This window comes from Coleofasciculus sp. F4-SAH-05 (assembly GCF_040222985.1).
GTDB classification, from domain to species: Bacteria; Cyanobacteriota; Cyanobacteriia; order Cyanobacteriales; family Coleofasciculaceae; genus Coleofasciculus; species Coleofasciculus chthonoplastes.
The window spans coordinates 1-22,194 of the sequence record NZ_JAVKBY010000155.1 but is presented as its reverse complement, the minus strand read 5'-3'; the positions used below and the strand labels follow the sequence as shown (position 1 = coordinate 22,194).

Below are 22,194 nucleotides of genomic sequence, written 5' to 3'. Positions count from 1 at the left end.
GGTAATAAAGTGTCAGTCAATGCCGACAAACCCCATTTGTGGAAACCGGATATCGCTCAGTCGGTAGACTTTTACAATAACTGGTTTATGCAGTTCGCTCCCCAAGCGTACCGCGACACTCGCATTACGACAACTCAACAAGTCGAATCCGCCTTAATCTTTACAGCGAATCTCACCACTATTACACCCACTGTCCTTCGGCAGCATCCAGAAGTTTTGCCCATCCTCCGGATGGCGACAGCACCACCAATAGCCCGCGATCGCTTGATTGGTTTAGCTGGGGTATCACCTAATCTGGTCAAAAACATGGAGGAGAAGCAACGTACTCCACCTCGGTTAGATAGTGCTACTCTAGAGGGACTATACTAATCCCAATAAGCGACGCAAAGAAGAAGCTGCTAAAATGGCTCAGTTGAGAAGTAACTATGGCAATAATGTCCGTTTTATTCTGTTTCTGTGCGGCTATTTCGACAGCGGTTATTTGGGTTACGAAGCGGCGGAAGGAATTGACTGGGTGTGGGAACATCGGATTGATGATTTAGCGCTGTTTGGAATATGAATGTAACTCTGACAGAATCAAGACGGGTGTTGCGACAATTGCAACTGGATGAAGCGAAAACCAAAGCAGAACGAAACAAATTGGGTCAATTTGCTACACCGATAGCGCTGGCAGCAGATATTATCAAATATGCTAAGACGCTATTACCCACAGACCCAAAAATTCGTTTTCTTGACCCCGCTTTTGGCACAGGAGCGTTTTACTCGGCGTTGTTACAGCAATTTCTCCCATCGCAAATTGTTAAGGCAGTAGGGTATGAAGTTGATTCTCATTACGGGAATGAATCGATAAAACTTTGGTGCGAAACGTCACTTAAACTGCATATTGCTGACTTCACCCAGGCTGTACCTCCTAACTCGGACTTGGCTAAAGCTAATTTGCTCATTTGTAATCCTCCCTATGTTCGCCATCATCATTTAAGTCGGGTTGACAAGGTAAGGTTACAACGAGTCACCGAGGAAATAGCGGGAATAAAACTTAGCCAGTTGGCTAGTCTGTACTGCCATTTCTTGTGTATTTCCGATGCTTGGATGGCTCCCGATGGTTTGGCTGGGTGGCTGATTCCTACGGGGTTTATGGATGTGAATTATGGGCAACCAATTAAGGATTATTTGCTCAACCGGGTTACGTTGTTACGGATTCATTGTTTCGATCCAACTGATGTACAGTTTGAAGATGCACTCTGCACATCGGCTATGGTTTGGTTTAAGAAAGCTTTGCCACCCGCGAACCATGTTGTCAAATTAACCTATCAGGGAAGTCTGATAGAACCTAAGATGTCCTTGATGATGTCGGTCAAGTCGCTACGCCAAACCGCTAATTGGACTCAGTTTGGATTGGTGTCGGCTGGGGGAAATTCTCCAGAGCAGCCGTTAAAGCTATCAGATTTATTTACTATAAAACGGGGGTTGGCAACAGGAGCAAATCGTTTTTTTGTGTTGACATCAGAGCAAGTTTATGATTATCAATTGCCCAAGGAGTTTCTCAAGCCAATTTTGCCGAGTCCTCGGTTTTTAGGCGTTGATGAAATTGAAGCTGATCCTTGGGGAAATCCAATTCTTGAGAACCCGTTATTTCTGCTGTCGTGCGATTTGCCCCCAGATGAAGTGAAAACGAAGTATCCGATGCTTTGGGACTATTTGCAGAGGGGAGTCAAGCAGGGAATTCGTGATCGCTATTTGTGCAAGCATCGTTCTCCCTGGTATTCTCAGGAAAAGCGTCCGTCTTCTCCATTCCTCTGTACCTATATGGGGCGTCGCGATACCGGTAGAGGTAAACCTTTTCGATTTATCCTAAATCATTCAAGGGCAACAGCTACGAATGTCTATTTGATGTTGTATCCCTTACCGATTTTGGCTCAAGCACTTTTAGATAAGCCTGAATTAAACAAACAGGTGTGGCAGGCTCTTAATCAGATTTCTGATCAGGCGCTGATGGGTGAGGGGCGTGTGTATGGGGGTGGGTTGCATAAGCTGGAACCGAGAGAATTGGGTAATACTCTGGTTGAAAAAGTTTTTGATATTATATCCATTTAAGATGCTGTCTGAGGTATGAGGAAATAGAAGCGGTTAAAAAAAGTGTAGCAAAATGGCGTAGACAGTTCAATCCAAAAGGGATTATTGCCATAGATTTATTGAGGTGGGAATCATGATTAAAAATGAAAAGCAGTATGAATACAGCCAAGAATGTGCCAGAAAATTTGAATATTCCATCAAGATGTTAGATCAAGATGAAGCACTCAAGAATAAAGATCCTGATATTTGAGACGGCTGTGATGCAGGTAGATTTTGAGGAAATAGAAGCGGTTAAACAAAGTGTAGTAAAATGGCGAAAGAAAAAAATGAATATGGCAACTAAAACGTCATAAAAAGTAGTGAGTCGCTCTAAAAAGTTTGCTTATTTAAGCCACAAAACCAATTGACTCTTCCTATAACCATGAGTTTTGACCTGCCTGGTAAATTAGCCTACATCTTTATTATAGGACTTACGCAAAACCTATATGTGTAGGGTGTGTTAGCGTAGCGTAACGCACCTTTGTCACGATATGTGGTGTAGCTGCGTAAGTCCTGTATTAATTGGAATTTGGAAAAATAGGATTTTTACACTGCATATAGTGCAATTATTCCAAGTTATGACCCTAGATGTAGTGCTTATAAACATTTTGTCCAAAGTCCAGGGGATCTAAAAGGGGGACGGAAGGGGGGTAGAGGGAAACTAAAGTCGTTCGAGTTCCCTCCCCTTGATAAGGGGAGAGTTAGGGAGGGGTCAGATCAAAGTATTGCTTTCTTTTTGAGCTTAAGTTGACACGAATGGACAATAAAGCGTAGGGGCGAGTCGCTGGATTATCGTTAAGGGGAAATCAATTAATTTTGTTGACTCGCCCTTATCTTTTGTTAACGCTGAATAAAGGATATGGTGGTGGGTTACGGCGCAGTGAGCATTAAATGATTTGTTTCCTCAATTGAACACCGCCTAACCCACCCTACAGATTAAGAATAAAGGATATGGTGGTGGGTTACGGCAGAGTCATCATTAAATGATTTGTTTCCTCAATTGAACACCGCCTAACCCACCCTACGATTAAGGTTTATCTATATTTACAGGAGTGTACCTTTGACAAAGGTGGAATGCATCAGAATCAGTCTTGGGTTGAACACTATTCTCGCTTCCGATGAGGGTAACGCATCCTTGCTGCAACAGGTGGTTCAGATTCAAATTCCACAAGTTAACTGTTCCATCTGGATTCGCTAATGCTAATTGTTCACCATCCGGGGAAAAGCTAACCCTGGCGACTGGATTTTTATGACTCGGTAAGGCTTTAAGTAATGTACCATTTTGATGCCATAGTCTGACGCGGTTATCGGTACTCGTCGTCGCTAGCATTTGGTTATCCGCACTAAAGCTAAAGCTGGTGACTGGTTTGGTATGTTGTAAGATATTCAACAATGTGCCATTTTTACGCCAGAGTCTTACTGTACCCTCTGTACTGCTAGAGGCAATGAGTTGACTATTGGGACTAAATTGGATATCGATAATAGCATCGTTGGTTGTATTAAAGGTGTGGAGTAACTTCCCATCCCGACACCGCCACAGTGCGATCGCGCCTTGGTGATCCACGGTTGCTAGTTTATCACCGTTGGCGGAAAAACTGACATGGGAAACATGGGGACGAGTTAACGTTTGCGATAATTGATCCTCTCGATATTGCCACAGTTGAATCTCCTTATCGGTACTAACGGCAATTTGTGGGCTATTGGGATTAAAACTGATACTGGTTATCGTATCAGCATTGACTTTTACAGTTCGCTGTTGTTGACCATTTTGATGCCAAATCTTAATCATACCATCAGCGCTAGCGCTGGCGAGGGTTTTGCTATCAGAACTAAAGCTGAGATTAAGAATGCGATCGCCTGCTTCCTGTAAGGTATAAACTCGGTTAGATTTATCGGGATCACTCAGATGATGCCACAGCTTTACTGTACCATCCTGATAAGCAACAGCCAACATCTGACTATCCGGACTAAACCGAAACTGAGTCACACCAGAAAAATGTCCGGGTAAGGTATTCGGCTGACTGAAACTCAAAATCGCTTGATTTAATGCCATAATCACCCGCATTTTGGTATCCGCCGTCACGCCCAGGGATTGTTTCAGTTCTTTCGCTGCACGCATACTTTCGATGAGTGCATCTCGCGTTTTATTGGTGGCTAAAAGGGATTCGGATAATAAACTTAGGGTATTGATTTTAGTATTCCGTTCTTCAATCGAGGGTTTAACCCAAAATACACCCATCAATAGGGTTATAATCACCGCCGCCGCCCCAGTAACATATTGAAATCTCAACTGCTGTTCCCGATTTAATTTCGCTTGGATTAATTTTCGCTGCTGTTGTTCTTTGGTTAATGCTTCCAGTAATTCTTTTTCGCGACGCAGTTGCTTAATTTCCGCTTGATTTTGGCTTTCAATTTGCCGTAATTGTGCCAGGGTTGCTTCTTGAGACGCAGCGAGGAAATGATAGTCGCGATCGCTTAAACTTTTCCCTGTCGCCCAATCTTGAGCATCTTGTAAAGCCTGTCCGCGCAATAATCGGGATTCATCTTGACAATCTGAGGCAAACCAAGCAGTTAAGGCTTCACTGTAGGGGCGTAATTCAGCCAGGGCGTTTTCTACCCAATTGGCGGTAAAAATTGACTGATAAATTTGATTTTTGACTCGAAGTTTTCCCCCTTGGCGAACAACTAATCCACTCAGGCATAATTGGGCTTGTTCCGGACTCTCATCAGCAATCAGTTCTCCCTGGTGTAAAATGCGCTGATAAAGTCCCAATAACCTGCCAGCCAATTGCTCATTTTTGAGAATGCGATCGCGGATGGTTCGGATATGAGCAGGTTCATCTTGAGATTCCCAGTTTTCCAGGATTTTGGATTGGACAATTTTCTCAATTAAGGGTGAATTTAAATTGTCTGTTGAATCATTAATATTCAAGTCATTTACCCCGACTATACTTGAATATTGCACCACTACCTTACAGAGTTTTTGGCTAAGAAAAGGTTGTCCACCTGTCCAGTCTAAAATCTCCTGTAAGACAGCTTCAGGATGATTAACATTTCCCGCTAATCCCTGAATCAACGGTTGACAATCTTTGAATTTAAACCCCTGCAATTCTATCGCCCGACCAATATTAAACGGGGTGCGGGTGGGGTCACGAATTAAATCCAATGGCGTAGCGACTCCGACTAGGGAAAACGTCAGGCGCTTATACTCACTATTTTGGGCGCGTTTATTATAGCAAGCACGAATCAAGGCAAAAAAGTCATCGGCAGCTTCTTGCAAACTGAGAATACTATCGATTTCATCGATAAAAATAACAATAGGTTGAGATAACTCTTTCAGCAATACCGTTGAAATAAGTTCACTCAATCGCTGCACCGGAGACATCCAATCTCGCCCTTGCCACCAGTCCATAAATTCCAGAGGATTGAATAGATTAAAGCTATTTAATAACTGATAGGCGACACCACCATACCACTGTTCCAGGGATTGACTACCAATATCAGATAAATCAATCGCAGCACAGGCACATCCTTCAGCAGAAAGCCTTTGCATGGTGCGAACCAGTAAACTAGATTTACCCATTTGTCGAGAATTGAGTACATAACAAAATTCTCCGGCTTTGAGCCCTTCATAGAGTTCGGTGTCCGCTTGTCGGATAATATAGGTGGGGGCATCTTCCGGAAGACTACCACCGATTTGATAGGGGTAATCGTGCATGATTTATTAGGTTTTTGGCTATGGGGATAAGGCGAGACATTTAAGTTGAATGGCACGGCAATAAGCATTAGGTAATCGCCGAAACCTTTGAGCTACCGTAGTGGCGTGGCACACCTTAATTGGTGGATTAGCATTGGTTCGTAGTGAGGGAACCTCAGCCCTCTCCAGATAGGCGAAGCGAGAACTAAAGTTCTCACTACAAACAAAGTCCTATTTTAGTAGATTTTTTCATTAATTATTGTAAATCCACTTAACTGGTTTATTTTAAATCCAGCCAATCCAATATGGTTTGAAGTAACCAAGCACTATCTATGTTGTCTAAATTGCCACTGATTCTACAGAGACAATGGGTTGAAATGATGCCAATTTCGTAACTGGAATCTCCATGAATCAAAAAAACATTGCCAATGTCTGTGATTTGGGTCTGTTGTTGAATAGTTTTAGACAACCATTTTTTACGCTTAATTTCTAGTTTATCACAAGTGCGATCAAATAAAACATAAGTTGTTTGGGTCTGGGCGCGAAACCAATTAAGGGATAGATTTATTGACACACCTAACAAAACCAAGTTAAAAGCTGTAAAACCGATCGCTTGAAATGATGGCATTAGAACCAACGTCGGCAATGACCCAATGAAGCAAAGAAAAATTAATAAATTAAACAAAACTAACTCTACATAAACAAACTTAATTTTCTGGATTATTTCAACAAAAGCAGGGGACAGTAGAATAATTTCTAAACGGTCTCTAGTCGTTTTAACCTTGATTAGCTTATCTGAAGGTTTCGACAGTTTCTGGAAAACCGGACGTGGGGGAGGATTAGACGGTGGAATCTGCCTATCTCTAAGTGCTTCTCTAGCTTCTTGAGCCGTGCTAAAGCGCCTCTCTAACGAAAGTTCGGTCATCTGTTCAATCCAACTGATAAACTGGGAATTGAGACTAAGGCGTGAATCGCAGCTATCCCGAAGGAAATCACGAAATTGAATTTGTCCTTCTGTTTGCGGTAAATCAGCAGGCGCTATACCTGTTAACAAGTGAATTAAGGTAGCCCCTAACGCATATAAATCTGACGCCGCCACCGCCCGCCCCCAAAACTGTTCTAAGGGTGTATAGCCACTCGTTCCCACCACCGTAAATGTAACCCCAGTAACAGCCGCTTGAGCTTGAACTGTCCCAAAATCTACCAGATAAACCCACTTTTTTTTCACCAAAACTAGATTACTGGGTTTAATATCTCGATGCAATACAGGCGGACTTAATTCATGTAAATAGACGATAATATTTAGGACTTCACTGGCAATCCGGCGAACCTGTTTTTCTGTAAAAATTTTATTATTATCTAATAAGGTTTGCAGAGAATTTCCTGGAATGTAATTTTGAACTAATCCAAACCACGGCAAGGTTAATCCTGAGTCTTTATCCAATGAAAAATAATCCCGATAGTGAGGAATGCGAGGATGATTCAAGGCTTGCAAAACTTGGGCTTCGCGTTCAAACAGTTTAAGTTCTTCCCACTGCATTTCTGGGCTAAAAGCCAGCAATTTAACAACAACTTTCTTCTTGGACTGTAAATCTGTGGCTAACCAAGTCTGTCGCCCTGCTGCTGTGCGTCCTAATCTCTGATGGAGCTGGTATCGTTCTTTTAAGCATTGATTTGGACTGAACATAATCGTTTATTGTTGAATACCAATTTGGCTATCATTTTTAATTTTTATTTGAAATACAACCAATTTAATAGTTCTTGGAGTAAGAAGGTGCTTTCATGCTCTCCTAAAGCACCACCAAATTTACACGTTGAATCAACGTAAGGAATTATGACTTCGTAAATCGCGCCTCGATTCATTAAGAATGCATTGCCAAGCTCTGAAATACTGAACTGCTGCTGTCCATAATACAAAAACCAGAGTTGGCGTTTTAGGCTTAAACGATTAAGGTTACGCTCCAATACGACATGAGTTTTTTCACCCATGCTATAGAAATAAAATAGGCAAAGAAATAGTGAAATGCACAATATACTTAAAGTCGTGTCCAAATATCCAGAATATATAGAAGATAATACACTGCCGATAATAATGATTAAAATTGCTGTATGAAAAGAGACAAGCACCAAAGCCGCTAACCAACTGTATTGGGTGATTTTTCTCAGTCCAGGAGCTGGAATAGTAATCGCCAATTTGTCTCTATCCGCTTTAAGTGTAATCAGGCTACCTGAAGGTTTAGAAAGTTTACCGCGAACGGGAAGTGATGTAGAACTCGACTGTTGAATTTGCCCATATTTCAGCGAATCTAGAGCCTGTTTAGCGGTGCTAAAGCGTTTCTCTAAAACAATTTCCGTCATCTGCTCAATCAAACTGATAAAATTGGAGTTAAGGCTGACGCGCGAAGCGAAGCTATCCCGAAGGGAATCGCGAAAATAAATCCGCCCTTCTTTTTGCGGTAAATCAGCCGGGGCTGTACCCGTTAACAGGTGAATTAAAGTTGCGCCCAAAGCATATAAATCAGAAGCCGCAACTGCACGTCCCCAAAACTGTTCTAAGGGCGCATAACCACTCGTTCCCACCACAGTAAACGTAACACCTGTAACAGCCGCTTGAGCTTGTACTGCACCAAAATCTACCAAATAAACTTGCTTGTCTTCCCCTAAAATCAGATTACTGGGTTTAATATCTCGGTGTAATACAGGCGGACTCAGTTCATGTAAATAAATCAGAATATCCAGAACTTGAGTCGCAATTGCACGAACTTGCTTCTCACTAAAATGTTTACCTTTATCTAATAATTCTTGCAGAGAATCTCCCGGAATATAATCTTGCACCAATCCAAACCACGGCAACTGTAACCCGGCTTCTTTATCTAACGAAAAATAATCCCGATAGCGGGGAATTCGGGGATGATTCAGGGCTTGTAAAACTTGTGCCTCGCGTTCAAAGAGTTTAAATTCTTCCCACTGCATTTCCGGGCTAAATGCTAATAGCTTAACCGTCACTTTTTCATTAGACTGTAAATCCGTCGCCAACCAAGTTTGTCGCCCTGCAGCCGTGCGTCCTAATTTTTGTTGCAGTTGGTAACGTTCCTTTAAGCATTGCTCTGGATTGAACACGAGATTACCTCTGATAAATGTTGACGGTATCTGGCGCTTGTGTAGGGGCAGGTTTTACTGTCATCATTTCTTACCTTAACCTAGGTATGACTAAACCCGCCTTGACTGACAATTATCTCATCTCCCTTATTGCCTTTTTTGATCAGGAATTACGCAGTTACACCACAGATGGGGGCAAAGGTGCGTTACGCTTCGCTAACACACCCTACATATAGAGGCTTTGCGTAAGTCCTATTGATAATACGGCTCTATCCTGTTTCCTGGGTACAGTTTCAGGTTATCGAGACTTCCGCCGCAACATTCCTACCCGGTGTTGTAAATTGCCGATTAACGTTAATTTTTGTAACGCTCAATTGTCGCCATGGCTTGATTTTTACCGCCATAGTAAGATTGGATAGTTTGAGCAATCTGAATCGCTCGTTCAGGGTTCCCTGTAGCAACTAATCGACGTACAATGGCATCCAAGGCTTTGGCTTTTTGTTCGTAGTCTGTAATCGTTTTAGCCACCTGAATGGCTTGCTCATGCTCAGTAGGCGTGGTTAAATAGGGTGCGATCGCGTGGATAGTCTTACTCTGAATCGAGTCATCGGTAATACTGTGAGTCACTCTCAGGGCTTGGGTATACTCACCAGCATCGGTTAACTGGAGTGCGATCGCTTGTATCTTTTCGACGATTGTCAAAGCTTGCTTAGACTTACCAGCAGTCGCTAACTCTGTGGCAATAACTTCCAATGCTTTAACTCTCTCTCCTACAAAGTAAACAGTACAAAACCACCCAACTTAAATCCAAAAATTAATCATTGCCCTTTGCACCTCTCTCTCCCTCTGCGAACCTCTGCGCTAACCTCTGCGTCCTCTGCGTTTCAAAAAAAACCTTAAACCAACCCCTACCTACCCTTGAAGCTGCATCAAATAATAAGCCATGGGAATAATGCCAAAGGAACCTATATGCATCGACATAACCGTCATTGCCAAATTAGGATGCTTCTGCTTTAATAAACCTGCGATCGCAAACCCCTTCGTCACAAAGCCAAAAATAAAGCCAATCAGCAGTAATCCGGCTGTCACACCGTAAAGAAACGCTAGGTTTGCGGAACTATCCATGGCGCTAATCAGGAATAACGTAGCAAAACCTAAAGCCATGCTGTCACACCTTTAAATTGGCAATGGGTAGCAAGCAAGAGGCTTAATGCAGTGAGCAAGATGCTCACACTACAACAAGGATTTTATTGACATTAAGATTTAAATGCCAAACAGCTTAACCGTTGCCACCGCGATGAATTACAAGGTTGTTTTTGTACAACTTCACCCTACTCACAATTGAAGAATCAGCGTACTGGGAAAATCAAGACCATGGAGAGAGTTGGTTGACGAACAAAGCCCACCCTGACCTAAATTAACTGTTTGTAGTCAGCGCTTAAGCGCTTCTGCCACTAAAGTGGCTACTACGAACTCAGGTTAAGGCGTGCCATTCGACCTCAATTAGATGCTGAATAGAGATGTGTTAATTTGTCGCCAGACATAAGCCTATTGATAGAAGGTAAACCCTTCTATTTTTTTTAGAATGAACGTAAACCAAATATAAACGGAGGTACAATTATGACGACTCCACGCAACAAGTATTCAAAATTAAAATTACCGCGTTTACCCGATCGCACTCCTGAATCTCAAGGGTCAGTATCTAGACTAGGCGTGGATTCTACCCTTATCAAACTAGGGACTCTAGCCATCGCCGTAGTCCTAACCAATCTGGGTTTAACCCATTCGGCGTTTGCTCAAACTCAACTTCCCAGTAATCCTAACTCGCTTCCCGCCACAACCCTTACCATCGGGTCAGACTCCAAATATAGACCTCCCTGACGCCGAACCGCCTCAACGATTAGCACCGCCTGGGATCTATGAACACCCCGACTTCTTTGAGGAAGGTGAGGAAAAGCTAGAACGACGCATTGACAGGCTCAGAGAGAGACGCGATGAGGACGAATCAGAAGAGGATGTACTCACCATTGAAGTTTTCAATTCCTTTGAGCCAATTACTCAATCGGATAATTAGGGTCTGCTGAATAAGTCTTAACGAGGCTTTATACCCAATTTATCGGTAAAAACCTTGCACTTGTTGGATGAAAAAATAGCTTGAAACCCTTATCTGCTCTATCTTCCACACTCATGCAGCAAGCCCTACTTATCACGGATTTGCTCAGATCATTTATGGTGAAAACGAATTCCCAGGAAAATATCATAGACGAAACTTAAGAAATCTTTGCCTTGTAGCAGTCCCAATGACTGATGACAGCCCTTTTGTTCTAATAAAGGCTGAGTGGCTCGATAGGCTCCTTGATATTTGTACCAGGGAATAGAGGGCCACAGATGATGAATCAAATGGTAATTCTGACCCATAATCATAATATTCAGGATGGGGCTAGGATAAACCCTGGCATTTTTCCAGCGATCGCGTTCTTTGAAGGGACGATGGGGTAAATAGTCAAAAAACAAGCCCAACGCCAATCCCACAACCAAGGCTGGGGTAAACCAAAAGTTCATGATATAGCCCAAAAAGCCATAGTGACACGCCAGGTAAATTACCCCCGCCACAAACGCTCGGCTCAAGAACCATTCCAGCAGTTCATACTTACGCCACAAGCGACGCTTAAAGAAAAACACCTCATGGTAAAAGAAGCGTGCCGCAATTAACCACAGAGGACCCCCTGTTGATACAAAATGATCGGGATCGTTTTCTGGATCATTCACATTGGCATGATGCTGCATGTGTACCCGGGTAAACACTGGGAACGCAAACCCTAACATCAGCGCACTCCCATGACCCATCAGCGCATTCGCGATCCGATTTTTGTGGGCAACATTGTGAGAGGCATCATGGATTACCGTACCTGCCATATGCAATGCTAGGACATTAATCCCAAAGCACAAAGGTGCAGGTAACCCCCACAGCCAGTAACCGCAGGTCGAGAAGACGATCAGAGCAATCGCTACTATGAAAATTAGTAACGTTAGATTAAAATCTTCGGGGGCACCCAAGAATTCTCTGGGTACGGTCAGTGGCTTGATTGCCTCCGACATCGTTGTTTGTACTCCTTATTAACTATCCTTTGGTAGTATAAGATGTCTTAACAGAATTATAAAGTTTTGTTGACATCAGGTCATTTAATCAAAATTGACCGACTGATAAGCTTAACACGTTTTTGGGGCTTCGCTCAGGATAGGGGGAGCAATGTAGAGACGTAGCATGCTACGTCTGGGAGCGGAGGGAGCTGGGGGAGCGGAGGGAGCTGGGGAAGCTGGGGAAGCTGGGGAAGCTGGGGAAGCTGAGGGAGTAAACGAATGACCAATGACCAATGACCAATGACGAATAACTGTGAAGTGTTCAGGGAACCTCTGATCGTACTGCTATGGTCTTAATCTCATAAGTAGTTGCTTATCCACAGCGTATCCATCCATGAAACTTTCTTCCCGATTCCCTGTTCCCTCTACTCAGATGACCCGCAATCGGTTAGCCAATAGGGTGTCTTTGGGGTTAAGAACCACAGGTTGGTCAGCGAGTTTAGCCATTGTCCTCGCTAGTACAAATGTTTTGGCATTCAACCCCGCCAACCAAAACCTCCCCGTTCAAAATCAGCCTCAGCGCGATGCTACCGTTGCTCAGAATAACACCAATGACCCTCGATTCACCTGCCAATTCTTTGAGGGGGAGTATACGGTGATGTATCATCCCGAAAGTCAACCTGAACAGGTTTATGCTTGGGCGACTCCGAGTTTGATGGGTGGGGGTTGGACTCCCGAACGGCGCTGTAATGAAATTAGCCGTCGGTTGGAGTTTTATCGACCCGATGGGTTATTGGAAATGCGGACAGCGACGGAAAATAACTACAACATTATTTGTGTCACGACTCAGAAAAACCCAGACTGTCAAATTGTCCTGACTGTACCGCCAGGTGAAGATCCTCAACTCATTCGCGATCGCGTGTTTGAAAATTTGACGGTTGCTGATAGTGGTCAATTGACGGATGCTGTGACCACATTTATTGAAGATGATAACCGTTCAGATGTGCTTAATCAGGTGTTAAATGAAGGATTATCAGTCTTGGGAATTGGTCAACCGTCTAGACCGAATTCTGAGTCGCTCAATTTGCGACCTTTTCTTGATCCGGCTGATGGTGGAACAGGAACTCAATTGCGTCAGGGGACACCTGTACACTCAAGTCCTCGCTTAAACCCCGATAATTTCCGATAAATCGGGTTCGATTGCGGGCTGAGCAACACTGAGATCTAAGAAATTTTGGTGTTTTAATATTTCAAATAGGTTTACCTCGGTTTCCAGAAAACAAGCATGACCTGACTTTGGCAGCACTGACATCGTAGCGTTTGGCAGATAGTTGACTAAGGATTTGGCTTCTGAGACTGAAGACCACAACCGATCCGCAGCGCTGGCGAGAATGAGGACGGGTTGGGTTAACTGTTCGAGTTCTCCTGGATTAACTTTAAAATTCCTCAGCATGGAGACTCGCCAATGCATCGTTTTTGCTGGCAAAGACCGCATTGCTTCTAAGAGGGCGCGGCGATTTCTGGGAATCATCCGATTGAGGGATGATAAGACGGGTAACACTGTCAAAGTAGATAGGTGATAAACATTATCGGGTAATACGCCTAACCATTGTGATCCCCACAGCAACCAAGAGGGTTGACTCACGGATGTGGCTGGGTTACTTAAAATGATTCGGTATAACAGATGGGGGGCGGTGAGGGCGACCTTTAGCGCTAAAGAGCCACCAAAGGACTCGCCACACAGATAAACGCTTTGGTTGCGTCGTTGGCTGAGTTCTGTGGCAATTAAGCTAGCCACCTGATTGGCTAAGTCTTGCCAGTTACTCAAATCATGGGGAGGAATGACCAAACAACGAATATCAAACGCTGCGGCTAAGTTGGGTATCTGCGATCGCAAGAGCTGACCGGTTCCATCCATCCCCGGTAAATAGACAAACAAGGGATAATCCGGATTTGGCGATCGCGGTTTCAGAAAATCAGGATAACTTTTTAGCTCTGGCATCATTGACTTTAGGTAGCCTTCGCTTATACTAGACAATTTCCCCCCTAGGGGCTTTCTCGGCTAACGCTGAGATCTGTATCGATTAGTCCTGACACAACCCTTAGGGATCGTTATTTAATCTTTCTTTACAATAAGCGGTAATACCGCTGACTGGCAAATATTCTGAAGGTGGGGATGATTGAAATGGTGGGGAATAGGGGAACAATTAGGGAGCAGGGGCAGCTTATCGCAGTAGTCTTAGCCCCAATTCAACAACAGGAGTTGACAAAATCGCTATTATATGAATATACGGCAAATTACCAAGACTTACCTCTGCTGCTGCTAACCAATTCCTTGTCAAACAAGAGTTTGGCAGTTCGTCCAAGATACGGAAATACTACCCTAACTGTTTAGGTCTTGTACAGTATCGGGTAATCAGTTAGACTAACAGCTTGTCTACTCGCGCTGACTAAACGAGAAGATGGTTGGGAAGGGGGCATCTATTTCTTTCATAAAAAACTGAGGCATAAAAATCATGTTGAATAATTTTAGTACCGATCCCATTTTTACACCTGAACAAGTTTTAGAAAATCGCGGTCGAGTTGCCATATTCATTGATGGCTCGAATCTGTTTTATGCAGCTTTGCAATTAGGCATTGAAATTGATTACACCAAACTGTTGGTTCGTTTAACGGCTGGTTCACGATTACTGCGCTCCTTCTTTTACACCGGTGTTGATCGCACCAATGAAAAGCAGCAAGGCTTTTTGCTGTGGATGCGCCGTAATGGATACCGGGTCATTGCTAAGGATTTAGTCCAGTTACCCGATGGCTCGAAAAAAGCGAATCTAGATGTCGAAATTGCTGTCGATATGATGGCATTAGTGGGGTCTTATGATACTGCCATTCTCGTCAGTGGTGATGGTGATCTAGCTTATGCGGTAGATGCCGTCAGTTACCGAGGAGTGCGGGTTGAGGTGGTTAGTTTACGTTCAATGACTAGCGATAGTCTGATTAATGTCGCGGATCGATATATTGATCTGGATCAGATTCAAGAAAGTATCCGCAAATCCCCACGACAAAACTATACCTATCGTCCTTTATCCGGTATTGGTATGATGGATGATCACGGAGATCCTTCCATGGGTCATTAAGCTGTTCGTCATTGAAACGTTATTGTCAATAATGGCAATGGCGAAATTCTGGTAATGCGAGCCAGAAAGCTCGCTACGAATACCCGAATTTGAATTCATGACAGTTTACTCATGAGTTATGAGTCATTAGTCCTGAGTTTTTAGCGATAAGGACTAATGACTCATCATCAAAATTTCACTCAGCTAGCTCCAATGATTTTGAGTTGGAAACGATGTTTTGCAGTGAGCCTCTGTCTATTGGCTTATGCTCCACTCTTCGGCTGTCAGACTGATAGTCAAACGGTCAAGAAAATTCAACAAGATACAGAGTCTACCGATATTGAAGGATCTCTTATATTCAACAATGTCACCTTGGAGCAAGCTGATGAACAAGGTCGTCCTTTATGGCGGGTAAAAGCTAACCAAGCAACCTATACTAAAGACAAAAAAATAGCTAAAGTTGAACAGCCCATCGGTGATTTATTTCAGGATGGAAAGGTTATTTTAAAAGTATCAGCCAAGAGTGGGGAAGTTCGGGAAGATGGGAAACAAATCTTTCTGCGAGGAGATATTACGGCTACCGATACCCGCAATGGCGCGGTTTTTAAGGGTGAGGAGTTGGAGTGGTTACCTCAGGATGAGTTGTTAGTGGTACGCCGAAACTTAGAGGGACGCCATCCTGAACAAATCGATGTCACGGCTAATGAAGGACAGTATTTAACACGAAGTGAGCAAATGGAACTTAAAGGCTCTGTTCAGGCACTCTCGAAAGATCCCAATGTGCAACTGAAAACAGAGCAGTTACTTTGGCAAATCAAAGGGCAAAAGTTAATTGGGGATCAACGGACTCATCTCGAACGGTACAAGGATAACACTGTAACCGATCGCGTAGTCGCTAACCAGACGGACTATAACCTCAAAACCAAAGTCGCGATCCTGAAAAAAGATGTTCAGCTTACGTCCATTGATCCCCCGGTTTTAATATCCAGCAATGAGGTAATCTGGGATGTCAAGGCGGACACAGTCCGCTCAAATCAGCCTGTTCAAATTCTCCATCAGGAGGAGAAGGTGGTGATTACGGCGAATCAAGGACAGGTGGATTTAGAGAGCGAAGTCGCCAATTTAAAGGGGGGTGTCCAAGGGCTAGGAAGTCGCAATCAAGCAGAACTCTATGCCAATCAGGTTAGGTGGGACATTCCCACTCAGAAGATGCAGGCGTCAGGAAATGTGATTTATAAGCAAATTGATCCCCCCTTTAATGTCACCGGAGCCACCGCCGTGGGTAAATTACAGGATCAGAGCATGATCGTCAGGAGTGGATCGAGCGATCGCGTCGTCACCGAAATTGTCCCCTAGAGGAAGCAGGGGGAGCAGGGGGAGCTGGGGGAGCTGGGGGAGAAGAGACGTTCCGATGAAACATCTTTTGTAGGGGCGGGTTTTACTACTAACATTTCGTTTTCACCCTGATGTAACTAAACCCGCCCCAACCTAACCATTCAATTATCGCAAATGACGTAGCTTGCTTCTCGCGATAGCGAGTATGACGAATGACCAATGACGAATGACAAATGACAAATGACTACGGCACATCAAAAAGAATACTATTGGGCAGATTACTAATAGCACGTTGCAGGGTGGCTAGCGCTCGGTTGTAGTCTAGTATTGCTGTCAATAGGTTGACTCTGGAACGAGTTAATGCTGTTTGCTGATTAATTACATCGGTTTGAGTACCAACCCCAGCGCCAAATCGTAACCGTGCCAATCGTAAGCTTTCTTGTGCCTGTTCTAGGGCAAAGGATGCCGTTTGAATATTCTCCTGGCTAGCTGTTAACTGGAAAAAAGCTTGTTCAACCTCAAGGCGAATTTGGTCACGTTCATTGGCAAAATTGGATTCCGCGATCGACACATCTGCTTCAACTTGTCTGGCTCTGGCTTTCGCGGCTCCCCCATCAAAGAAATCCCACTGAAGTCGGGCTCCTAGGGTCAAGCCATCTGTCGGACCATCACTATCATCCAACTGGGTGGAAATATTATATTGGGCAAACAGATTCACCTGGGGTTTATTGGCGGCTAGGGCAATGCGCCGTTGTTGTTCATTGATATTGCGTTGTGCCAGTTGCTGTTCTAACTCCGCCCGGTTTTTCAGTGCTAAAATAATGCTTTCTTCTAGGGAGAGTTCCCAGTCCCCTGCCACATCTATGGGATCAGCCGCAGAAATTCCCACCTGCTGATCCAAACTTAACAATTGTGCAATTTGGCGGCGGGCAATGCGTTGCTGACTGATGGCGTTGGTTAACGCTTGATTATTATTGGCGAGTTCCACCTGCGCCTGCAACACTTCAAATCGAGTTCCTAAGCCAGCTTGTTCGAGTAACTGGGCATCCCGTAGACTGCGAGCCGCATCATTAACCGCCGCTTGGCTAATTTCGACTTCGGCATCTGCTTGTTGTAAATTGTAGTAAGTCCTAGTCACATTTAGTCGTAAATCTGCCAGGATGCTTTCTAAACCCAGTTGTTGGAAGCGTACCTGTTGTTCGGCAGCTTGAATGGCTGCGGGACGACGCCCCGCTGTATAAGCTGCATAATTTAATTCCAGTCTGGTATCAAAGTTTGTCGATGTGAAAGTTTGGCTGCCTTGAAACTGTAGCTGTTGTTCCGACTCAGTTCGGACAAATTCGGCAATGGCACTAATTGATGGAAACTCGGCAGCTAGCTGTTCTTGCAGCGCAAACTCCGCTTGTTCTAACTGGAATCTAGCGATTTGTAACTGTTGATTGTTACGCCGTGCCAATTCTATTGCCTGTTCTAGGGTAATGGGCTGAGTCGTCTGCACTTGGACTTCTTCGGTTTCGGTGGGAAACAGCAATGGATTAGCACTGGGATTGAGCAAGTCTGATATCGGTAGATCAGGAGTGGTAGACGGTATTGGCACAGATTCAATCTCTGGTGTGAGAAAGTCGGGTAAAGGTGTTTCGGGTTCCTCTAGCGTGGGAAGGGGAGGAAGGAATTCAGGGGTTTGACCAATCGAATTTTCTGGCTGTTGGGTAACGAGTTGCTGAGAGTCTTGAGCCAGTTCTGTGGGATTGGGGGAATGTTCAGTCTCAGAGGTTACGGGTTCACTTGTCGAGTTCAAGGACTCACTTGTCTGAGCATGGGTTGGTTCCTCTATGGTGTTCCGGTGGAAATGACGTTGCTTCCTTTTGATCGCGCCTAAGCTCGTGCTGAAGCCATCAGGATCAATTCCTTCTGCCATCTGCCTGGTTGGTGAGCCTGTCGAACCACTGCCATCTACCTTTGGTCGGTCATCGTCCGCATCAACGAGTACGTTCTCCTCAGTCGATTGGGGAGCCACATCTGTCAATCCTCTGTGTGTCACCTCATCACGTTGATGAGTTGGGGCTTGACGTTGAAAAGTAAGCGGCGACGGTAAATTTTGAGAGGCGCTTGGTTTTGTATAGATCAGAGCGATCGCAGTCCCCACACCTAGAGCTACAAAATCACGAAACGTTGGCATAAGTTTAAATTTGGGTCTTTAGTCTAAAAAAAAATTATTTTGCTTCCATGAGTAGAGTCACCATAGGCAGAATAATCGCTTATCTGCAAGCTTGGCAAACCTGTCAAGGTAAGAGTTTCTCAATCCAGCTTGACACAAGGAATCAGAGGCATCTCATAGTGTTGTGCCGTTGAAACCCTCAGTTCTGCCAGTTAGTCTGGCAGTATTGGAGAGAGCCGGATAGAGGAAACACACAGCCGGGCCATACTTGCACCGATTGCCAGTTATTTTTACGGTAGAACTTATTCAGATATACTTTTGGATAAAGATCAGGATAAATTTTAACCCAATATGGGGAAGCAATGAGTGACCTTTTAGCCTGACCCAAATTAATGGGATTCCAGCCGCAGCCGTCAATAGATGAATCAGTCCATTGATCATGCGATCGCGTTCTCAGGGCAAAGTGTCACCACCATGCATGATGGTAAACACTCTACCAGCAACGTTGTCAAGCCAGCCACAATGATTGGGTACAGGTAAGACGCCACAATGGTTATATTTTCCCAGCACACGATTTACATGCTCGCTCAACGGCGCTTGAGAACCTGCAAATGGGTTCTGCATTTTTTGTCGCGTTAGATTAACCTATAACTAGCCCTAGTGGATCAATAGCTTCCATATCCAGATTGGTAAAGGCTCTGTAGGCAGTGCCACAATTATCAACTATAACTCGGAAATGATGAGTGAATCGAGTCCAGTGTGTCTTGCTTTTATTTACCCCACGCCAAGTATGCTCGAATCCTGTACTCCCTTGCTGTTTAATTTTTTGATGTAAGTCGTGTAGATCTTCAGGATGCCAAAAGTCGGTCATCTTGCGCTGAACAATTTCTTCTGGGGTAGCATCCCATACTGTTGCTGCCATAGCTGGGGTAACTAAGAGTTGACGTTCGTCTCTTAGCCGAACTAAACCACCTTTGATGTTTGGTGTTTCGATAAACCGTGAAATTACATCAACGAGTGGGCGGGATAACTGAGTCCTAAATTTCCTGATTCTCTTTCCCAAGCCCCCCAAGCTGAATAGGAGACGCCAACCTTTGGCGTAAACTGGCGTAAAGGTTCATCATCTCTTAGCTTTAAGCACAGCCTGGATAGGCGGTCTTTTCCTTCTACTGTGAGCAAAATTTTGACAAGTGTATAAATGTTATATTCAAACAGTATCATGCCTGATCCTGTGCTGTCAGACCCAGTTCTGTGCTTGATTTACACACTTGTGTTTAATTTTTGCACAAATATTATAGCATCAAGTCATCGAAGAGCGAAGATAAATTTCCCAAAAACTCCTAAGCTGTGATGCCTGAAAACAGAGCATCCCGCATTTCTCACCAGTCTTGCCATCTGAGTCGTCGAAACCTTGACCTGGAGTAGGTTTCGAGCACCATTGACCGACCTGACTTTTCACGGGCTCTCTCCAAACCTCTCTCCAAACCTCTCTCCTCCCCAGGAGAGAGGCTTTGAATTCTCCCCCTTCCGTGCTCTCAAAAGCTCCCGCATCCTCTGGCTTCCCCCATGGAATACAGCTTATCACTAACCTTATTGACTAAATTTTGATGGGTATAATAATACTCTCAAACTTGCCATTAAACAATTCTCCAAACAACTTAACCCCTCAAAATTAATACAACCAATTATTCGTTAATATACAACGTAACTCTATATGCTTTAATCGAGGTAATTGCGTTAACTTACCACAACCATGAGTTCTAAATTATCTCAAAAGGTTGGCTCGCTACCAAGGATATTAAACTATCGACAATCAGCTGTACTGGACTTTGGTCGATCCGTTGTTCTTACCAGCGCCGTTATTGCCACATTGGTTGTTGGGATTCGACAGATAGGAATCCTAGAGGCAGTGGAGCTAGGAGCATTCGACCAGATGATGCGGTGGCGTCCAGATGAGCGTTCAGATGAGCGCTTACTAGTCGTCGCCATCACCGAAAAAGATATACAGGAAATTCAGCAAGCGACGCTGTCTGACCAAACCTTGAATCGACTCTTAGGGAAACTCCAAGAGTATCAACCCTTAGCCATAGGTTTGGATATTTTTAGAGATGTTCCTGTCGGAACGGGTCGCGCCGACTTACTCAAACGTTTCCAGCACAGCGGTAACATCATTGCGGTATGCAAATCGGGGAGTGCTGACAATCCTGGAGTTCCACCTCCACCCGGAATTCCAGAAGAGCGAGTAGGATTGTCCGATCAAGTGATAGACACCGATGGAATTATCCGCCGCAGTCTGTTGTTCATCAGTCCTGCTCCCTCTAACACACCAGCCGATTCATCTGACGCTAACACAGATAGTTTATGTGATGATTCATCGGGTCCCCTGTTATCCTTAGGTTTTCAGCTAGCGCTTCGTTACTTACAACCGCTCTTAATTCAGCCAGAATTCACAACCGCCGATGAACTAATGTTGGGTTCAACGGTATTTAGTCGGATCAAAGAGAATGATGGCGGCTACCAAAAGGCGGATGTGGGGGGATATCAAATCCTGCTCAACTACCGCTCTGCTGAAACCGTTGCTAAGCAAGTAACGCTGACACAGGTACTTGAAGGTAAAATTGACCCGACTTGGATAAACGATCGCATTGTCTTAGTCGGTTATACTGCCCCCAGTAAAAAGGATGATTTTTTCACACCCTACAGTGCTGGTCAACAGGAAACATTTAAAATGCCAGGGGTTGTTGTTCATGCTCAAATCGTGAGTCAAATTCTCAGCGCCGTTCTGGATGATCGACCCCTGTTTAGGTTTTGGACTGAGTGGGGTGAAATGCTTTGGATCGCCGGGTGGTCACTTATCGGAGGAACGTTGGCTTGGCGCATTCGTCATCCAGTAGGCTTTGGCTTCGCTGGAATAGTAGCAATCGGGGGATTATTTGGGATTAGTTTTGTACTTTTCACCCAGGCTGTGTGGATACCGATCGCCGCACCGACAATAGGTTTAATCGCTACAGCCGGAAGTGTAATCGTAGTCGATAGATTCGAGAAGGGAGGATACGCTAATAAAATTTACCAGGGTGTTCAGAAACTTTTTAAGATTGAAATTGATCAGGAAGAAAAAGATCGTCAGTTAGCTGAATACGAGGGCATGATTAACCGAGTTCAGCAATGGCAGGAGCAAGCGCAGGAGCTGGGGGTTCAGGAATCCTTACCGGCTTTAGACCAGGGTTTGCAGCCGTTGAGTGACGTTGATGATGGGGAGGCGTTTAACCAATCAGCGGATAGTTTAGAGATCGACTACTTTGAGCAGTTGCAACAAAAAGCTAAAGCGCTGGAGAATCAGGAGATCACCCAGCAGCTAATTATAGAAATTACCGAGCAAGACGTGACGATACTTGAACGATACTGCCAGAAAACCGAGCGCAATAAAAATGATGTTTTGCGGGAGTTCATTCACTCACTTGAACAGACCCTAACTAATTACAAGTAATCTAGTTAGGGATTCTTTCCCTGCTGTTACCACTGGGAACCGCTGTTCTCGGTGGGTATCAGGAACTTTTGCCTTTATACCCCTCCAAGCCATTTCTACTAAGGAGCTAAGA

17 protein-coding genes and 1 pseudogene are annotated in these 22,194 nt (G+C 44.3%); 7 read left to right on the top strand and 11 right to left on the bottom strand.

Annotation, left to right across the window (positions count from 1 at the left end; translation table 11 throughout):
* Positions 1-9 precede the first annotated feature (9 nt).
* Together RIG27_RS18865 and RIG27_RS18860 are read left to right on the top strand one after the other, a co-directional pair.
* Positions 10-559 (top strand): annotated as a pseudogene (locus RIG27_RS18865) (XamI family restriction endonuclease).
* The gene (locus RIG27_RS18860) at positions 556-2,094 is read left to right on the top strand and encodes an Eco57I restriction-modification methylase domain-containing protein (RefSeq protein WP_446347663.1); all 1,539 of its coding nucleotides are present in this window, start codon (positions 556-558) and stop codon (positions 2,092-2,094) included. Before RIG27_RS18865 ends, RIG27_RS18860 begins: the two are co-directional and overlap by 4 nt.
* Positions 2,095-3,139: 1,045 nt before the next feature.
* Here the strand turns inward: RIG27_RS18860 and RIG27_RS18855 are convergent.
* The 5 genes from RIG27_RS18855 to RIG27_RS18835 form a co-directional block, all read right to left on the bottom strand.
* On the bottom strand, positions 3,140-5,830 hold the full coding sequence (locus RIG27_RS18855; RefSeq protein ID WP_446347661.1) for an AAA-like domain-containing protein: 2,691 nt from the start codon (positions 5,828-5,830) through the stop codon (positions 3,140-3,142).
* Between the two features lie 259 nt (positions 5,831-6,089).
* Positions 6,090-7,496, bottom strand: a complete 1,407-nt coding sequence (locus tag RIG27_RS18850) for a serine/threonine protein kinase (RefSeq protein ID WP_446347659.1) — start codon at positions 7,494-7,496, stop codon at positions 6,090-6,092.
* A gap of 44 nt (positions 7,497-7,540) precedes the next feature.
* Positions 7,541-8,929, bottom strand: coding sequence for a serine/threonine protein kinase (locus RIG27_RS18845; protein ID WP_446347657.1), 1,389 nt, complete (start codon positions 8,927-8,929; stop codon positions 7,541-7,543).
* 333 nt (positions 8,930-9,262) lie between these two features.
* A complete protein-coding gene (locus RIG27_RS18840) occupies positions 9,263-9,661 on the bottom strand; it encodes a hypothetical protein (RefSeq protein ID WP_446347655.1) in 399 nt (132 codons plus the stop codon).
* 159 nt (positions 9,662-9,820) lie between these two features.
* Positions 9,821-10,072 (bottom strand): hypothetical protein, encoded by a 252-nt coding sequence (locus RIG27_RS18835; protein ID WP_446347653.1) that lies wholly within the window; start codon positions 10,070-10,072, stop codon positions 9,821-9,823.
* 628 nt (positions 10,073-10,700) lie between these two features.
* Here RIG27_RS18835 and RIG27_RS18830 point away from each other — a divergent pair.
* Complete coding sequence (locus RIG27_RS18830) at positions 10,701-10,982, top strand: hypothetical protein (protein WP_446347651.1); 282 nt, start codon at positions 10,701-10,703, stop codon at positions 10,980-10,982.
* A gap of 149 nt (positions 10,983-11,131) precedes the next feature.
* Here the strand turns inward: RIG27_RS18830 and crtR are convergent, their stop codons facing one another.
* Positions 11,132-12,007 (bottom strand): beta-carotene hydroxylase, encoded by an 876-nt coding sequence (gene crtR, locus RIG27_RS18825; protein WP_446347649.1) that lies wholly within the window; start codon positions 12,005-12,007, stop codon positions 11,132-11,134.
* A gap of 376 nt (positions 12,008-12,383) precedes the next feature.
* On the opposite strand from crtR, the gene RIG27_RS18820 reads away from it, so the two are divergent.
* Positions 12,384-13,178: a COP23 domain-containing protein gene (locus RIG27_RS18820; RefSeq protein ID WP_446346238.1), complete on the top strand. Its 795-nt coding sequence runs from the start codon at positions 12,384-12,386 to the stop codon at positions 13,176-13,178.
* On the opposite strand, the gene RIG27_RS18815 is transcribed toward RIG27_RS18820, so the two are convergent.
* Positions 13,155-13,994 carry an alpha/beta fold hydrolase gene (locus tag RIG27_RS18815; RefSeq protein ID WP_446346240.1) on the bottom strand — a complete coding sequence of 280 codons (840 nt, stop codon included), beginning with the start codon at positions 13,992-13,994 and terminating at the stop codon, positions 13,155-13,157. The two genes, RIG27_RS18820 and RIG27_RS18815, sit on opposite strands and share 24 nt — an antisense overlap.
* 511 nt (positions 13,995-14,505) lie before the next feature.
* On the opposite strand from RIG27_RS18815, the gene RIG27_RS18810 reads away from it, so the two are divergent.
* Both RIG27_RS18810 and lptC read left to right on the top strand, forming a co-directional pair.
* The gene (locus tag RIG27_RS18810) at positions 14,506-15,123 is read left to right on the top strand and encodes a LabA-like NYN domain-containing protein (RefSeq protein WP_446346242.1); all 618 of its coding nucleotides are present in this window, start codon (positions 14,506-14,508) and stop codon (positions 15,121-15,123) included.
* A gap of 156 nt (positions 15,124-15,279) precedes the next feature.
* Positions 15,280-16,458, top strand: a complete 1,179-nt coding sequence (gene lptC / locus RIG27_RS18805; RefSeq protein WP_446347646.1) for an LPS export ABC transporter periplasmic protein LptC — start codon at positions 15,280-15,282, stop codon at positions 16,456-16,458.
* A gap of 223 nt (positions 16,459-16,681) precedes the next feature.
* Here the strand turns inward: lptC and RIG27_RS18800 are convergent, their stop codons facing one another.
* The 4 genes from RIG27_RS18800 to RIG27_RS18785 form a co-directional block, all read right to left on the bottom strand.
* Positions 16,682-18,616 carry a TolC family protein gene (locus RIG27_RS18800; RefSeq protein WP_446347644.1) on the bottom strand — a complete coding sequence of 645 codons (1,935 nt, stop codon included), beginning with the start codon at positions 18,614-18,616 and terminating at the stop codon, positions 16,682-16,684.
* 432 nt (positions 18,617-19,048) lie between these two features.
* Positions 19,049-19,219, bottom strand: coding sequence for a hypothetical protein (locus RIG27_RS18795; protein ID WP_446347642.1), 171 nt, complete (start codon positions 19,217-19,219; stop codon positions 19,049-19,051).
* A 16-nt stretch (positions 19,220-19,235) separates the two neighbouring features.
* A complete protein-coding gene (locus RIG27_RS18790; RefSeq protein WP_446347640.1) occupies positions 19,236-19,517 on the bottom strand; it encodes a hypothetical protein in 282 nt (93 codons plus the stop codon).
* An 83-nt stretch (positions 19,518-19,600) separates the two neighbouring features.
* On the bottom strand, positions 19,601-19,816 hold the full coding sequence (locus tag RIG27_RS18785) for a hypothetical protein (protein WP_446347638.1): 216 nt from the start codon (positions 19,814-19,816) through the stop codon (positions 19,601-19,603).
* 532 nt (positions 19,817-20,348) lie between these two features.
* Here RIG27_RS18785 and RIG27_RS18780 point away from each other — a divergent pair.
* Positions 20,349-22,082, top strand: coding sequence for a CHASE2 domain-containing protein (locus RIG27_RS18780; protein ID WP_446347637.1), 1,734 nt, complete (start codon positions 20,349-20,351; stop codon positions 22,080-22,082).
* The last annotated feature ends 112 nt before the right edge of the window (positions 22,083-22,194 follow it).

Coding starts and splice junctions, on each gene's coding strand:
- RIG27_RS18860 (WP_446347663.1), top strand. CDS start 556: ATGAATGTAACTCTGACAGAATCAAGACGGGTGTTGCGACAATTGCAA.
- RIG27_RS18855 (WP_446347661.1), bottom strand. CDS start 5,830: ATGCACGATTACCCCTATCAAATCGGTGGTAGTCTTCCGGAAGATGCC.
- RIG27_RS18850 (WP_446347659.1), bottom strand. CDS start 7,496: ATGTTCAGTCCAAATCAATGCTTAAAAGAACGATACCAGCTCCATCAG.
- RIG27_RS18835 (WP_446347653.1), bottom strand. CDS start 10,072: ATGGCTTTAGGTTTTGCTACGTTATTCCTGATTAGCGCCATGGATAGT.
- crtR (WP_446347649.1), bottom strand. CDS start 12,007: ATGTCGGAGGCAATCAAGCCACTGACCGTACCCAGAGAATTCTTGGGT.
- RIG27_RS18820 (WP_446346238.1), top strand. CDS start 12,384: ATGAAACTTTCTTCCCGATTCCCTGTTCCCTCTACTCAGATGACCCGC.
- RIG27_RS18815 (WP_446346240.1), bottom strand. CDS start 13,994: ATGATGCCAGAGCTAAAAAGTTATCCTGATTTTCTGAAACCGCGATCG.
- RIG27_RS18810 (WP_446346242.1), top strand. CDS start 14,506: ATGTTGAATAATTTTAGTACCGATCCCATTTTTACACCTGAACAAGTT.
- lptC (WP_446347646.1), top strand. CDS start 15,280: ATGACTCATCATCAAAATTTCACTCAGCTAGCTCCAATGATTTTGAGT.
- RIG27_RS18800 (WP_446347644.1), bottom strand. CDS start 18,616: ATGCCAACGTTTCGTGATTTTGTAGCTCTAGGTGTGGGGACTGCGATC.
- RIG27_RS18795 (WP_446347642.1), bottom strand. CDS start 19,219: ATGCAGAACCCATTTGCAGGTTCTCAAGCGCCGTTGAGCGAGCATGTA.
- RIG27_RS18790 (WP_446347640.1), bottom strand. CDS start 19,517: ATGGCAGCAACAGTATGGGATGCTACCCCAGAAGAAATTGTTCAGCGC.
- RIG27_RS18785 (WP_446347638.1), bottom strand. CDS start 19,816: ATGATACTGTTTGAATATAACATTTATACACTTGTCAAAATTTTGCTC.
- RIG27_RS18780 (WP_446347637.1), top strand. CDS start 20,349: ATGAGTTCTAAATTATCTCAAAAGGTTGGCTCGCTACCAAGGATATTA.